The following is a 13,862-nucleotide window of genomic DNA, read 5'->3' as shown; positions in this document are numbered from 1 at the left end:
CTGTCACGGGCGGCACTACCCAAACCGCTGACCATCCAGCAAAACTCGTGTCAGGGAGGACACATCATGAAACTGAACTTCACACGCAGAGCCGCCATGTCGGCAACTCTTGCCGCGGGCCTTCTGGCCAGCGCATCGGGCGCCGCCTTCGCGGATGGCCACATGATCCAGCTGCGGCTGTCCATGTCCGGGTCGGAAACCGACCAGCGGTCCGTTGCAATGGCAGAGGTCTTCGGCCCCGCCGTGTCGGGCTTTGCCAGCTACGAGCCCGCCTATAACGCGACACTCTTTGCACAGGGCACCGAGCTGGAAGCGATCAGCCGCGGCAACCTGGAGATGACAATCTCCTCGGCGCAGGAACTGGCGCAGTTCTTCCCCGAGTTCTCGATCTTCACCGCAGGCTATGTCCATCAGGACGCCGCCCACCAGGTTGCCGTCTTCAATGACCCGCTGTTCGAGCCGTTCCAGCAGCGCGTGATCGACGATCTTGGCGCGCGTCTTCTGTCGGTGATGTATCTGGGCCGCCGTCAGGTGAACCTGCGCCAGTGCCCCGATGAGCTGACTGTCAACACCCCGGCCGATCTGGAAGGCGTGAACCTGCGGATGCCCGGCACGGACGCGTGGCAGTTCCTGGGCCGTGCGCTTGGTGCAGCGCCGACGCCGATGTCCTTCTCCGAGGTCTACACCGCCCTTTCGACCGGTGCCGTGGACGGGCAGGACAACCCGCTGCCGACCGTGGTTGACGCGCGTTTCTACGAAGTGACCTGTCAGATCGTGCTGACCTCGCATCTCGTCGACCTGAACTACATCACCATCTCCGAAGCCGTGTGGCAGAGCATGGATGCCGAGCAGCAGGCCATCGTCCAGCAGGCCGCCGATGACGCCGCCGAACTGGGCCGTCAGCGTCAGCTGCAGCTGGAAGACGAACTGGTCGCCTTCCTCGAAGAACAGGGCATGACGATCTACGAGCCCGACACCGCCGCGTTCCGCGAGGCGGTTCAGGCGGCCTATCTCGACAGCGAATTTGCCGAGACCTGGCCCGAGGGCGTGCTTGAGCAAATCAATGCTCTGGGTAACTAATCGTCCCTAAATACATCATTCCGTTCCGGAGGTCGTCTCATGCTGAACAAGCTTCGCAAGTGGTTCACCCACGGAACGGAATTCATCGCCGCGATGATGCTCGCGGCGATGTTCCTGACCTTCCTGATCCAGATATTCTCGCGCTACGTGATGCTGAACCCGTTCGGCTGGACGCTGGAACTGTGCCTGATCCTATGGGTCTGGATCGTCTTCTTTGGCTGCGCCTTCATCGTGAAGGAACGCGACCACGTCACCTTCGACATCTTCTACCTCGCAGGCGGGCGCCGCGTGCGTCAGGTGCTGGCGCTTGCCGCCGCCGCTGCCATCGTCATCGGCATGGGCATCTCTTTCCTGCCGACATGGGACTATATCGACTGGATGCGGATGCGCCGCACCTCGACCGTGGAAAACCCCTTCACAGGCGACCGCATTCCGCTGCGCACGATCTTTTCCGTCTACGCCATCTTCATGATTGTCATCATCGCCCGCTACGCCTGGCGGTTCGTCGACGTGCTACGCAATGGCCCGCCCGACGACGACCACGAGATACCGGGCCATGATCCCGAACCGCCCCATATCCGCCACGGGGAGGACGCGACATGAGCTTCGAGCTTGCTTCCTGCCTCGTCACCCTGTTCGTTCTGGCCGGGATCGGCACGCCAATTGGTTATGCGATCATCCTCGCCTCGCTGGTCTATCTGGGCTTTGCCGGGCTGGACCTCGCGCTTGCCGGTGAGAAGATCCTGCAAGGGCTCTACCGCAGTTTCATCCTGCTGGCTGTTCCGCTCTTCATCGTGGCCGCGAATATCATGAACGCGGGCACCATTTCGGACAGGTTGCTGCAATTCTGCGTGGCCGCCGTGGGCCGGTTCCGGGGGGGGCTTGGCCATGTGAATGTGGTGGCGTCGCTTATCTTTTCCGGCATGTCCGGCTCCGCCGTGGCGGATGCCGCCGGGATCGGCAAGATCATCATCCAGATGATGACCAAGGGGGGCCGCTACGCCCCCGGCTATGCCGCCGCAATCACCGCCGCCTCGGCCACGATCGGGCCGATCATTCCGCCGTCGATTCCCATGGTGCTCTATGCGCTGGTCTCCAACTCCTCCATCGGGGCGCTGTTTCTGGCGGGCATTGTGCCCGGCCTGATCATGGGCGTCGTGCTGATGGCGATGAACTATTACATCTCGTCAAAGCGCGGCTTCGCACTGGAAGAACCGGTGCCGCTGAAGCAACTGCCAAGGCACACCGCCAATGCCTTCCCGGCCCTGCTGATGCCGGTCATCCTGCTTTACGGCATCTATGGCGGCGTCACCACGCCGACCGAGGCCGCTGCCGTCGCCGCGCTCTATGCGCTGCTGTTGGCCGGGCTGTTCTACCGCGCCCTGTCGCTGCGCGCGCTCTATAACATCTTCGTGGAAAGCGCCCGGTCTTCTGCCGCCGTGGGCCTTGTGATCGGCGGCGCGTTGATCCTGAATTTCGTGGTGGTCTCGGAAAACATCCCCGCCATGGTCGCCAATTCGCTGGTCGGCATCGACATTCACCCGCTGGTCTTCCTGCTGCTGGTCAACCTGCTGATCCTGGCCCTTGGCTGCGTGCTGGATGCCACGACGATCATCCTTGTCATCGTGCCGCTGTTCATTCCCGCCTGTCGGGAGCTTGGCATCGACCTGGTGCATTTCGGGGTTCTGGTGGTGGTCAATTCGATGATCGGACTGATCACGCCGCCCTATGGCATCCTCCTGTTCGTGATCAACGCCGTAACGGGCATTCCGCTGAAAGAAATCATCGGCGAGATCTGGGCTTTCCTCGCTGTTCTGATCGGGGCGCTGCTGCTGCTGATCCTGTTCCCCGATCTGGTGTTGTTCCTGCCACGCTTGCTTGGATACGGAGGCTGAGGGGCCACGCCATGCCACTGACAATTGCCACCTCTGCCGTCCCCGGTGACGTCCCGCAGAAACTGAAGGCCATTGCCGAGGCCGGTTTCAATGGCATCGACCTGTCGGAGCCGGATTTCACCGGTTACGAGGGCAGCGCCCGCGATCTGGCCGGGCTTGTCTCCGACCACGGGCTGACCATCTCGGCGCTCTTGGCCTTTGATGGGTTGGAGGGATTGGACGGTCGCCCGAGAGTTGCGGCCTTTGACCGGCTGGAGCGTGTGTTCGACCGGATGGGCGCGCTTGGGACGGATCTTCTGGTGGTGCGCGCCTCCTCCTCCCCCAAGGCCACCCCGGATCGGACCCGGCTTCTGCAAGACCTTAGGGAGCTTGCCGCGCGGGCCGAGGCGCGCGGGGTGAAAGCGGCCTTTCAGGCGCTACCATGGGCGCGCACCCTGACCCGAGAGGATACTGCGGCGGAGCTGATCGCCGAGATCGACAGCCCGGCGCTCGGTCTTGGGCTGAACAGCCTCTATTCCCTCGCCGATGGCTCCCGCCCGGCCCGGTTGGGCGGCCTCGACGGCGCGCAGGTTTTCCATGTGCAGCTGTCCGACGCCCCGAAACTCGATATGGGCCTGCAATATCTCGCGCATCACTTCCAGATGCTTCCCGGTCAGGGGGATCTGAACCTTGCAGGCTTCGTCCGGGTTCTGGCGCGGGCTGGCTATTGCGGCCCCTGGTCCATCGCCACCGCCAATGACGTGGCAACGAGGAATGGCCCCGCTGCCGTGGCCTCAGACGCCTATCGCGCCCTTCTAAACCTGCTTGACGAGGTGGACAGCCCCGAGCCGGGTATGAATTTCGACATCCCCGCCCTGCCCAAACGGGTCCGCGCAACCGGGTTCGAATTCATCGAGTTTGCCGCCGATGAACGCAGTGCCGACGACATGCGGAAAACCCTGCGATCCATGCGGTTCCGGCGCGAACGTCAGCACCGGACCAAATCGGTCGAGCTGTGGCGGCAAGGTGCGGTGAATATCGTCATCAACACCGAACGAAGCGGCTTTGCCCATTCCGCTTTCCTCGCCCATGGCCCGACCGTCTGCGACATGGGCCTGCGGGTGGAGGATGCGACGCTGACCGCCAAACGCGCAACGGGACTTGGCGGGTCGCTGTTCTCGCAGCCCGTGGGCGCGGGAGAGCTGGACATCCCCGCCGTGCGCGGCGTCGGCGGAAGCGTCGTGCATTTCATCGACGAGAAATCCGACCTGCACCGGGTCTGGGACATCGAGTTCCTGCCCGTCCCCCGCACCGAGGCGACGCAACCAGCGGGCCTGCGCAGGATCGACCATCTGGCGCAGACCATGCGCCATGAGGACATGCAGAGCTGGCTGCTGTTCTACCTGTCAACCTTCGACATGCGAAAATCGCCCGTGGTCGATGTGCACGACCCGGCAGGCCATGTCCATTCGCAGGCAATCCAGACCCCTGAGGGCGAGATCCGGCTCAACCTGAACGGCACCGAACCGGGACAGACCGTGGCCGGTGCCTTCATCGCCGACAAGTTCGGCGCGGGCGTGCAGCATATTGCGCTTCTGAGCGATGACATTTTCGAAACTTCCGCCCTGCTGGCCGCGTCCGGTTTTCAGCGACTGGCCATTCCCGCCAATTACTACGCTCATATCCAGTCAATATACGATCTGGACGCGGCCATGGTGGCGCGCCTGATGGACGGAAACATCCTGTATTCCCGCACTGACGGCGGAGAGTTCTTTCAGATCTACAGCCTGCCGATCCTGGGTGGGTTCTTCTTCGAGATCGTCGAACGCCGAAACGGCTACACGGGCTATGGCGCGCGCAACGCGCCTGTGCGCATCGCTGCGCAAAGCCGTCTGCTGCGCCCCGCCGGGATGCCCCTGAGATGAGCCCGGGGCACGCCATGACGGCCGGGTTGATCGGGCACGGGATCTCAGGGTCGCTCACGCCGTCGATGCACGAGGCCGAGGGGCGTGCCCATGGTCTTGACTATCGCTACGCCCGGATGGACACCGCCCTGCCCCCCTATCGGGAGCAGAGCCTTGCCCAGATGATCGACGCCGCGGAACAGGCAGGCTTTCGGGGCCTCAATATCACCCATCCGTTCAAGGTGCAGGTTCTGCCCTTGCTGGACGAGCTATCGCCTGAGGCCAAGGCGATCGGCGCGGTAAATACCGTCCAGTTCCTCAACGGCAGCCGGATCGGGCACAACACCGACATCAGCGGCTTTGCCACAGCCTTTCGCGCCGCTTTGCCGGGTGCGGGAATGGATCATGTCCTGCTGCTTGGGGCTGGCGGCGCGGGGGCTGCGGTGGCCCATGCGCTGATTACGCTTGGCGTGCGGGCGCTGTCCGTTTTCAGCAAGGAGCCCGACCAGACGCGGGCATTGCTGAACAGGCTTGCTGCGCAATACCCCACGTGCCGCCTGCACGCGCCCGACACGCTTGACCGTGCGGCGCTGCGCGACGTGGGCGGTGTGGTCAATGCCACGCCCATGGGAATGAACGCCTATCCCGGCACAGCGATTGCCGTCGACTGTGTGCGCCCCGATATCTGGGTGTCGGATATCGTGTACTTCCCCCTGGAAACCGAGCTGCTACGGATCGCGCGGGCCATGGGATGCCGCACAATGTCCGGGGCTGGCATGGCCATTCATCAGGCCGCCCAGGCTTTTCAGATCATCACCGGACAGCAGGCGGATGCCGACCGTATGGCCGCTGAGTTCGACAGGCTGACCGCACCTGATATAGTTTCAGCAGAATCTTCAGGATAAGCTCAGATGAATGACGCAGACGAGATCCGCCATTGGTGGCGCACCTCCATCATCGACATGGAGCCGGGAAAGATCGCCTTTCGCGGGCACCCAATTCAGGACCTGATCGGGACCGTCAGTTTCCCGCAGATGATCTGGCTGATGCTGCGCGGCGATCTGCCGACGCGGGCCGAGGCAGACCTCTTTGAATGCGCCCTTGTAGCCGGGGTCGATCACGGGCCGCAGGCCCCCTCGATCGCTGCCGCCCGCATGGCCGCGACCTGTGGCGTGGGGCTGAACAACGTGATGGCCACGGGTGTGAACATGCTTGGCGACGTGCATGGCGGCGCGGGAGAACAATGCGCTGAACTATACTATGACATCGCCGCCCGGATGGATGGTGGCGCGCCTCTGGATCAGGCAGTGCGCGACGGGCTCGATGCCTGGCGGGCCGAGTATGGCAAGATCGTCTCGGGCTTTGGCCACCGCTTTCACAAACCCGTCGATCCGCGCGCGCCGCGCCTGATGGCGCTGGTGCGGGAGGCCGCCGAGGCGGGCACAGTCTCGGGCCGCTTTGCCGTGATCGGCGAGGCCGTGCAGGACGAGCTTGGCCGCCAGCGCGGCGGGCGTCCGATTGCGATGAATATCGACGGGGCCACGGCGGTGATCTTCTGCGAGCTTGGCTTCCCGCCCCCCCTGTCGCGTGGGCTGTTCTGCCTGTCGCGGTCCGTCGGGGTGCTGGCCCATGGCTGGGAACAGATGCAGCAGGGCGGCCGCAACAAGGGGCCGATGCCGCCGAAGTTCCTTCCGGAATACCAGCCCAAGGACGTCACCAGTTAACCGCTGCCTCCCTGCAAAGAGGCCGGATCGACCGCTTGCAGCCACGCCCTCACCGCGCGCGGCCTTCGAACAGATGCGCGTTCGCAACGCGATCCGATGTTGCCCAAAGCGCTGTCCCGCCTGTCACCTCAAGTCGGAAGGTACGCAAGCCACGCCTTTCAACTCGTTGTAAATAATAAAAAAAACCAGAGGGCAAGGATCTGGCCTCGCGAAATGATTGATGATTTTAAAAATGTCATATATTTTTCTTTTCACCACATATATACAGTCCTGTATCATGATTCCGCGGAGCTTCTGCGATGGCGAAGACAGACCAAACGCCCCGGCCAGAGCCGCTATATTCTCTGGCCCACCTGACGCTGATCGACTGTTCCGCGCCCGAGCTCGTCTATATCGCGGCGCGCGCGGGATATGACGCGGTCAGCCCCCGCTTCATCCCCATGCATGTGCCCGGCGAGTTTGCGAACCGGCCCGAGGACAAGGCGCTGGTGGCGGCCACCAAGCTGGCGCTGAAGACGACCGGGCTGAAGGTTCTGGACATCGAACTTGCGCGGATCACCGACGACTGCGACCCGAAAAGTTTTGAGCCATCGCTGGAACTGGGCGGTGAACTGGGGGCCAAGCGCCTGATCATGAGCGCCTGGACAACCGACCGCGACGACCGGAATTTCCTCGTCGAGTGCTATGGCGAGACCTGTGATATCGCCGCGAAATACGGGCTGAGTGTTGATCTGGAATTTCCCTCCTTCTCGCGGCTCAGAACCCTGGACGAGGCGCTCGATATCGTGCGCGCCGCAGACCGGCCAAATGGCGGCATTCTGGTCGATACGCTCTACCTGCATCTCAGCCGCGTCGATATAGGCGAGCTGCTACATGTGCCAAGCGAGCTGCTGCATTTCCTCCACATATCCGACTGCCTGCCCGGTATCGCCGACACGCGCGAAGGCATGATCCAGCTTGCCCGCGATGCGCGACTCTACCCCGGCGAGGGCTGGATCGACTTCACCGGCATCATCGAACGGATGCCGCCGGTCGATTATTCCATCGAACTGCCCAATCAGAGCCGCGTGGCCGAGCTCGGGCTCGAAGAACACGCCCGCCGCTGTCTGATCCAGGCGAAACGCACCTTCGGGGCGGCGCGATCCAAGCGCCTGCACCCCGATCCTGTTCTGGCGCAAGCCAACACAACCAACGAGGGCCATCATGGGCAAAGACCTGACTGAAGACGACCGACAGCTTGTGGCTGACATGCTATCGCGCGCCCGCGCAGCCATGGCAAAGGTCGAGGGCTGGAGCCAGAAAGACCTGGATCGTCTGAGCCAGGCGATTGCGTGGTACGCGGGGAACGAGAAGACCTTTACCCGTCTGGCACAGCAGGGTGTCGATGAAAGCGGCATCGGCGACCGCGAAGGGCGACCCGCCAAGCGGTTCAAGATCCACATGGTCTTGCGCGACGTGCTGCGCACGCCCTCGACCGGTATCGTGGAGGTGGATGAGGCCAAAGGGCTGGTCAAATACGCCAAACCCGCCGGTGTGATTGCCTCGCTCATCCCGATGACCAACCCGGCAATGACGCCACCGGTGACGGGCGTGTCCTCGGCCAATGCGCGTAATGCGGTCATCTTCAGCCCCCACCCCCGCACCGCGCAGACGACCTATGAGATGGTCGAAGTGATGCGCGCCGCCTGCCGGGCCGTGGGCGCGCCGGAGGATCTGTTTCAGGCGATCCGCAAGCCCTCGATCCCCCTGACGCAGCACCTGATGGAGGTCTGTGACCTGACCCTTGCCACCGGCGGCAAACCGATGGTGAAGGCCGCCTACTCCTCTGGCCGACCGGCCTATGGCGTGGGTGCGGGCAATTCCTCGATCGTCATCGACGAGACAGCGGATATCGAGATTGCGGCAGCGAATACGCGGATTTCCAAAACCTCCGACTTCGGGTCCGGCTGTTCGGCGGATGGTAACATCATCATCCAGCGCTCGATCTATGACGCCATGGTCAAGGCATTGGAGGCCGAAGGCGGTTATCTGTGCAACGCGCAGGAAAAGGCCCTGCTTGAGGCGGCCATGTGGGACGAAAAGGGCAACCGTACCTTCCCCACCATCGCTTGTCGCCCGCAGCAAACGGCTGCGGTGGCCGGGTTCGCCATCCCCGAGGATCGCAAGTTTCTGATGGTTGAAAACCAGGGCCAGATCGGGCCTGAACACAAGTTTTCCAAGGAAAAGCTGACCACACTGATGGCGCTTTACCACTTCGAGACCTTCGATGACGCGCTGGAAACCGTCCGCGCCATCTATGAGACCGGGGGCAAGGGCCATTCCTGCGGCATCTACAGCCACAATGATGAAAACATCGACCGGCTGGCCCGTCTGGCCCCCGTCAGCCGCATGATGGTCCGCCAGCCGCAATCCAAGGCCAATGCAGGCGCATGGACAAACGGGATGCCGATGACCTCCAGCCTTGGTTGCGGGATCTGGGGCGGCAACATCACCAATGAGAACGTTACGATGAAACACATGATGAATTACACCTGGGTCAGCCGCCCGATCCCCGAGGATCGCCCATCGGAGGAGGAGCTGTTCGGTGAGTTCTTCGGACAGGAGGTCGCGTGATGGACGGCGCAGCACTTCAGGACAAGACCGTCGCCGAACATATCGTCGATTTCCTTGAACGGCGCGAGGTCAGCCATGTGTTCGGCCTCTGCGGCCATACCAATATCGCGGTGCTGGCGGCGCTTGCGGACAGTCCCATCGACTTTGTCACCGTGCGCCATGAACAGATCGCCAGCCATGCGGCGGATGCCTATGCGCGGGTGACGGGGAAGGCCTCTGTTGTGCTGTCGCACCTGTCGCCGGGATTGACCAACTGCGCCACCGGGGTCGCTAATGCGGCGCTGGATTGCATTCCGATGGTGGTGATCGCAGGCGATATCCCGACGCATTACTACGGCAAACACCCGCATCAGGAGGTCAACCTGCATGCCGACGCCGCGCAATGGGAAATCTACCGCCCCTTCGTGAAACGCGCCTGGCGGGTGGACCGGGCCGACCTGATGGCGGAGATCCTCGAAAAGGCGTTCCATCTGGCCGAAAGCGGCCAGCCCGGTCCGGTGCTGGTCAACGTGCCGATGGACATCTTCAGCGCACGCATCCCGGCGGACAGTTTCGACCGGATCAGGGACAACACCCGCGCACTGGTGAAACCCTCTATCGACGATGACACCGCGCGCGAGATCATCGGACGGCTGGCCAAGGCGGATCGCCCCGTGGCCTATGTGGGCGGCGGCATCCTGCTGGCCAAGGCGAGCGAGGAGTTGCGGGAGTTCGTGGAGCATATGGGCCTGCCCGTGGCGCATTCGCTGATGGGCAAGGGCGCGTTGCGCGATGATCACACCTTGGTCATGGGCATGACCGGGTTCTGGGGCACGGAACTGGTGAACCAGTCCTGCCTGAATGCCGACTATGTCTTCGCCGTCGGCACAAGGTTCAAGGAAGCCGATTGTTCCAGCTGGTATCCCGGCTATACCTTCAACATTCCCGGATCAAAGGTCATCCATATCGACATCGAACCGCAGGAGATCGGCCGCAACTATCCGACCGAGATCGGCGTGGTGGCAGATGCCAAGGCGGCGCTGCGGGTGCTTACCCGTGTTGCGAAAGAGATGTATCCGGACGGGTTTGCACGGTCGGAGAAGAGGGCCGAAATCGCCGAGTTCCGCACCGCTTTCAAGGCGTCAAACACGGCGATGGCAGAGAGCCCGGCTTTCCCGATGATGCCCGAACGCATTCTGGCCGACACCCGCAAAGCGCTGCCCGAGGACGCAATCATCACCACCGATGTGGGCTGGAACAAGAACGGCGTGGGCCAGCAGTTCGATATCCTCACGCCGGGGTCAATCCTGACGCCGGGCGGCTTTGCCACCATGGGGTTCGGCCCCCCGGCGGCCATCGGTGCCAAGCTGGCCGCACCCGACCGGGTGGTGCTCAGCCTCGTGGGCGATGGCGGGTTCGGGCAGAACCCCTCTATGCTGGCCACGGCGGTGGAGCTTGATCTGGGCATCATCTGGCTGGTGATGAACAACAACGCATTTGGCACCATCGCAGGCCTGCAAAAGGCGCATTACGGGCTGACATATGGCACCACCTTCCCCGGCACCGCCGCTGCGCCCACGAACGGGCCGGGCTATGCCGAGATCGCGCGGGCCTATGGCGCGGAAGGGGTGCGGGTGACCTCTGCCGACGAGCTTTTGCCCGCCCTTCTGGCGGCGATTGCCAGCGGCAAGCCGACGGTTCTGGACGTGGCAATGATCAACAACCCGACGCCCACGACCGGGCATTGGAACATCCTCGACATCTACTCGCCTGATAAGGATGTGAGCCACGTATCCACCTGATCGGCGGGTCATGGCGAAGAAAGCGGCCTCCCCTGCCCTCGCGGGGGATGGTTGCGGTCAAGCCTTGGTCGTCAGCATCTCGCACAGATGGCGCACGGCCAACGTATAGCCATTGACGCCAAACCCCATCAGAACCGCATCCGCCCGCTGACCCACATATGACGTGTGGCGAAAGCTTTCGCGCTTGTGGATCTGGCTGACATGGACCTCGATCACAGGGCCGTCGAACGTGTTCAGCGCATCCATGATGGCAATCGACGTGTGGGTATAGGCCCCGGCATTCAGCACGATTCCGGCCGCCTGCTCTCGCGCCTCGTGGATCCAGTCGACCAACTGGCCCTCGTGGTTCGATTGCATCTGCCTGACCTCGACCCCGAAGCCCGAAGCCTCTGCCGCACAATTGCGCTCCACATCCTGCAGCGTGTCATGGCCGTACAACTCCGGCTGTCGCTGGCCCAACAGGTTCAGGTTGGGGCCGTTCAGAATGTAGATGGTCTGGCTCATATCGGGTCTTTCCGGGGCATGAGGGGCGGCGTTCGCCTTCTAATGGCAGCGAAACCGCCCTCTATCAAGCTTTTGCACCCGGAAGTGTCAGAACGAGGCCTCTTCCTCGAACTTCGCCAGTTCCTCTTCGAGGATCGGGGTGGACATGGTCATGGCGTGGATGCCCATGATGGTGGTCAGCTGGATCACCTCCATGATCTCGTCGCGCGTGGCCCCTGCGCGGAGCGCGTTCTGGATATGCCGCCGCACGCCCGGCGCCCAAAGATGCGTCGTCGCCGCGTTGATCGCGATGAAGATCAGTTCCTTGTATTTCTGCTCCAGCGGCCCGTGGTTTTGCGGGACCGAGCGGAAATGCAGGAAGCCTTCCAGATACTCCGGGTCCATCTCGGCCATCTTGTCCCAGACCGGGTTCCAGTCGTCCGATTGGCGTTGCGCTTCGGTGTAGGGGTATTTTTCGTCGGTCATGGGTTTTCTCAGTCCTCCGGGGCTCGGGCGTCGCGTATGACGGTCACGCGGTTCATGCAGCGGTAGGCGGGAAGGTAATCGGCCACCGCATAATGCATGGTGCAGCGATTGTCCCACATAGCGATGTCACCGGCCTGCCAGCGCCAGCGCATCTGATCTTCGGGCTTGTTCATGTGATTGGTCAGCCAGGTCTTGAGGGAATTGGCGGCGTTGGTCGGCAGACCCAGGATATGCGTGACAAACGCCTCATTGAAGTTGAGGAATTTGCGGCCGGTCACCGGATGCGTGCCGATGAGGGGCCGGATCATGTGGCCAAAGCGCGGCATGGCGCTGTCGAGCTGTTCCTTGGAGGGGAAGGAATTTCGGAAATCCCCCATGTCGTGAATCGCCTCCAGCCCCTCCAGATCCTGTTTCATCCCCTCGGGCAGGCGGTCATAGGCGGCGTAGCAGCTGGACCACATGGTATCGCCACCAACCTCTGGCACGACCCGCGCCACAAGGATCGAGGCAAAGGGCTGAACCCGTTTGAAGGTCAGGTCGGTGTGCCACGTGTTTGTATCGGGCGGCGCGCCGCTGTCGTTTTCCAGCTTAACGATCTGCTCATACCCGTCCACATGCGGATAAAGCGGGTGCGGCTCGTCCAACTGGCCAAAGCTTTCGGCAAGCTTCAGATGCGCGGCAGGCGGAAGATCGGTGCCACGCAGGAAAATCACCTGATGGTCCATCAACTGCGCATAGAGCGCATCTGCCATGGCCTGCGTCAGCGGGGCAGACAGGTCGACCCCGGTCAAGACTGCGCCAATGGCCGGTGTGATTTTCGCGACATCCATGGAATGCTTCTCCCTCAGCTTGATCATGTCCGTTGCCCGGATACCATCCGTTGGGGCGATGGCCGTTCCTGACAACACTTCTGAAAGCTTAGGGACAGGGAACCAGCTTTTATATTGAGGAATTCTGTCAAACTGCATTACCAAAGGTTATGAGAAAATATCGCCGACTCCTGCCCTCCACGTCCCGGCTCGTCGCCTTTGTGGCGGTTGCAAAGACCGGCAGCATTACCGCAGCTGCTGACGCGCTTGGCCTCACCCAGGCCGCCGTAAGCCGCCAGTTGCGAGAGTTGGAGGACTTCCTTGGGCAAAACCTGGCAAACCGCACGCCCAAGGGCATTGTACTGACCTCGGCAGGGCAACGCCTGATCGCGGACCTGCCGGCCGCGCTGGACATGATCTGCGATGCGGTCGAGGCCGCGATAGAGGAAGGCAAAACCCCAAGCGTCACGGTCTTTTGCGACCACAGCCTGACGACCAGCTGGCTGAACCGCAGGGTCATGGAGTTCGAAGGCGCGCATCCGGGGATCAATGTTCAGGTCCTGTCGTCAAACCGCCCACCCGAAACCTTTGCCGGTCAGTTCGATGTCGCGGTGCTGCACGGTCGCCCCGAAACGCAGGGGCAGGAAAGCTGGCTGATCGCCCCGGACCGGGTGTTTCCGGTTTGCGCTCCGTCGATGCTGCAAGGAATGCCCGCGCAGCCGAGCCTGTCCGACTTGCTGGATTTTACGCTGCTGGAATTCGCGCCCACGCGGCGTGACTGGCTGCACTGGCCGGATTTCCTGAAGGCCCATGGCATCGGCACACCGCCAAAGCCGAAAACAACCTTCGACAGCTATGCCATCGCGATCGAGGCCGCCCGGCTTGGGCAGGGCATCCTGCTCGGTTGGGAAATCGTGGTCGCTCCGCATCTGGCTAACGGGGCTCTGACATCCATCGGCCCGTGGGACATGGACGCGCCCGGTGGCCTGCGCGTCCATTTTTCGCCACGCGGGCTGTCCGACCCCGCCCGATCCTTTGCGCAATGGCTCAGACATCCCGACCCGTCCCAGTCCCTCACCCTCCCCGGTGTTTGAAGCTGTCGCGGCGG

13 protein-coding genes are annotated in these 13,862 nt (G+C 62.6%); 10 read left to right on the top strand and 3 right to left on the bottom strand.

The annotated features are described in order from the left end of the window. The first annotated feature begins 66 nt into the window (after window positions 1-66). The 9 genes from dctP (at window position 67) to BKY26_RS16120 (ending at window position 10,976) form a co-directional block, all read left to right on the top strand. Window positions 67-1,080: a TRAP transporter substrate-binding protein DctP gene (gene dctP / locus BKY26_RS16160; protein WP_071691411.1), complete on the top strand. Its 1,014-nt coding sequence runs from the start codon at window positions 67-69 to the stop codon at window positions 1,078-1,080. A gap of 39 nt (window positions 1,081-1,119) precedes the next feature. Next, the gene (locus BKY26_RS16155) at window positions 1,120-1,683 is read left to right on the top strand and encodes a TRAP transporter small permease (protein ID WP_193600203.1); all 564 of its coding nucleotides are present in this window, start codon (window positions 1,120-1,122) and stop codon (window positions 1,681-1,683) included. Beyond that, the gene (locus BKY26_RS16150) at window positions 1,680-2,975 is read left to right on the top strand and encodes a TRAP transporter large permease (RefSeq protein WP_071691410.1); all 1,296 of its coding nucleotides are present in this window, start codon (window positions 1,680-1,682) and stop codon (window positions 2,973-2,975) included. Before BKY26_RS16155 ends, BKY26_RS16150 begins: the two co-directional genes overlap by 4 nt. Before the next feature lie 11 nt (window positions 2,976-2,986). Further along, window positions 2,987-4,879 carry a bifunctional sugar phosphate isomerase/epimerase/4-hydroxyphenylpyruvate dioxygenase family protein gene (locus tag BKY26_RS16145; RefSeq protein WP_071691409.1) on the top strand — a complete coding sequence of 631 codons (1,893 nt, stop codon included), beginning with the start codon at window positions 2,987-2,989 and terminating at the stop codon, window positions 4,877-4,879. After that, the gene (locus BKY26_RS16140; RefSeq protein ID WP_071691408.1) at window positions 4,876-5,763 is read left to right on the top strand and encodes a shikimate dehydrogenase; all 888 of its coding nucleotides are present in this window, start codon (window positions 4,876-4,878) and stop codon (window positions 5,761-5,763) included. The genes BKY26_RS16145 and BKY26_RS16140 overlap by 4 nt, the downstream gene beginning before the upstream one ends. 6 nt (window positions 5,764-5,769) lie before the next feature. Then, window positions 5,770-6,582, top strand: a complete 813-nt coding sequence (locus BKY26_RS16135; protein ID WP_071691407.1) for a citryl-CoA lyase — start codon at window positions 5,770-5,772, stop codon at window positions 6,580-6,582. Between the two features lie 299 nt (window positions 6,583-6,881). Then, complete coding sequence (locus BKY26_RS16130; protein WP_071691406.1) at window positions 6,882-7,805, top strand: sugar phosphate isomerase/epimerase family protein; 924 nt, start codon at window positions 6,882-6,884, stop codon at window positions 7,803-7,805. Next, window positions 7,786-9,195: an aldehyde dehydrogenase family protein gene (locus BKY26_RS16125; protein WP_071691405.1), complete on the top strand. Its 1,410-nt coding sequence runs from the start codon at window positions 7,786-7,788 to the stop codon at window positions 9,193-9,195. Before BKY26_RS16130 ends, BKY26_RS16125 begins: the two co-directional genes overlap by 20 nt. After that, window positions 9,195-10,976, top strand: a complete 1,782-nt coding sequence (locus BKY26_RS16120; protein WP_071691404.1) for a thiamine pyrophosphate-binding protein — start codon at window positions 9,195-9,197, stop codon at window positions 10,974-10,976. The genes BKY26_RS16125 and BKY26_RS16120 overlap by 1 nt, the downstream gene beginning before the upstream one ends. 57 nt (window positions 10,977-11,033) lie before the next feature. On the opposite strand, the gene aroQ is transcribed toward BKY26_RS16120, so the two are convergent. From aroQ to BKY26_RS16105, 3 genes are all read right to left on the bottom strand, one after another. Continuing rightward, window positions 11,034-11,480 (bottom strand): type II 3-dehydroquinate dehydratase, encoded by a 447-nt coding sequence (gene aroQ / locus BKY26_RS16115; RefSeq protein WP_071691403.1) that lies wholly within the window; start codon window positions 11,478-11,480, stop codon window positions 11,034-11,036. An 87-nt stretch (window positions 11,481-11,567) separates the two neighbouring features. Next, entirely contained in the window at window positions 11,568-11,945 is a 378-nt protein-coding gene (locus BKY26_RS16110) for a carboxymuconolactone decarboxylase family protein (RefSeq protein WP_071691402.1), read from the bottom strand. Between the two features lie 8 nt (window positions 11,946-11,953). After that, on the bottom strand, window positions 11,954-12,775 hold the full coding sequence (locus BKY26_RS16105; RefSeq protein ID WP_071691424.1) for a TauD/TfdA family dioxygenase: 822 nt from the start codon (window positions 12,773-12,775) through the stop codon (window positions 11,954-11,956). 149 nt (window positions 12,776-12,924) lie between these two features. On the opposite strand from BKY26_RS16105, the gene BKY26_RS16100 reads away from it, so the two are divergent. Continuing rightward, window positions 12,925-13,848, top strand: a complete 924-nt coding sequence (locus tag BKY26_RS16100) for a LysR substrate-binding domain-containing protein (RefSeq protein ID WP_071691401.1) — start codon at window positions 12,925-12,927, stop codon at window positions 13,846-13,848. Window positions 13,849-13,862 lie beyond the last annotated feature (14 nt).

The organism is Nioella sediminis, from assembly GCF_001879695.1.
Lineage (GTDB): Bacteria > Pseudomonadota > Alphaproteobacteria > Rhodobacterales > Rhodobacteraceae > Nioella > Nioella sediminis.
Note: the sequence above shows the minus strand (reverse complement) of the source record. Positions and strands in the feature narration are given on the sequence as shown.

Excerpts from the sequence above, each read along its gene's own strand:
- BKY26_RS16130 (WP_071691406.1), top strand. The coding sequence starts at position 6,882 with ATGGCGAAGACAGACCAAACGCCCCGGCCAGAGCCGCTATATTCTCTG.
- BKY26_RS16100 (WP_071691401.1), top strand. The coding sequence starts at position 12,925 with ATGAGAAAATATCGCCGACTCCTGCCCTCCACGTCCCGGCTCGTCGCC.
- BKY26_RS16150 (WP_071691410.1), top strand. The coding sequence starts at position 1,680 with ATGAGCTTCGAGCTTGCTTCCTGCCTCGTCACCCTGTTCGTTCTGGCC.
- BKY26_RS16145 (WP_071691409.1), top strand. The coding sequence starts at position 2,987 with ATGCCACTGACAATTGCCACCTCTGCCGTCCCCGGTGACGTCCCGCAG.
- BKY26_RS16135 (WP_071691407.1), top strand. The coding sequence starts at position 5,770 with ATGAATGACGCAGACGAGATCCGCCATTGGTGGCGCACCTCCATCATC.
- aroQ (WP_071691403.1), bottom strand. The coding sequence starts at position 11,480 with ATGAGCCAGACCATCTACATTCTGAACGGCCCCAACCTGAACCTGTTG.
- BKY26_RS16125 (WP_071691405.1), top strand. The coding sequence starts at position 7,786 with ATGGGCAAAGACCTGACTGAAGACGACCGACAGCTTGTGGCTGACATG.
- BKY26_RS16120 (WP_071691404.1), top strand. The coding sequence starts at position 9,195 with ATGGACGGCGCAGCACTTCAGGACAAGACCGTCGCCGAACATATCGTC.
- BKY26_RS16105 (WP_071691424.1), bottom strand. The coding sequence starts at position 12,775 with ATGGATGTCGCGAAAATCACACCGGCCATTGGCGCAGTCTTGACCGGG.
- BKY26_RS16140 (WP_071691408.1), top strand. The coding sequence starts at position 4,876 with ATGAGCCCGGGGCACGCCATGACGGCCGGGTTGATCGGGCACGGGATC.
- BKY26_RS16110 (WP_071691402.1), bottom strand. The coding sequence starts at position 11,945 with ATGACCGACGAAAAATACCCCTACACCGAAGCGCAACGCCAATCGGAC.
- BKY26_RS16155 (WP_193600203.1), top strand. The coding sequence starts at position 1,120 with ATGCTGAACAAGCTTCGCAAGTGGTTCACCCACGGAACGGAATTCATC.
- dctP (WP_071691411.1), top strand. The coding sequence starts at position 67 with ATGAAACTGAACTTCACACGCAGAGCCGCCATGTCGGCAACTCTTGCC.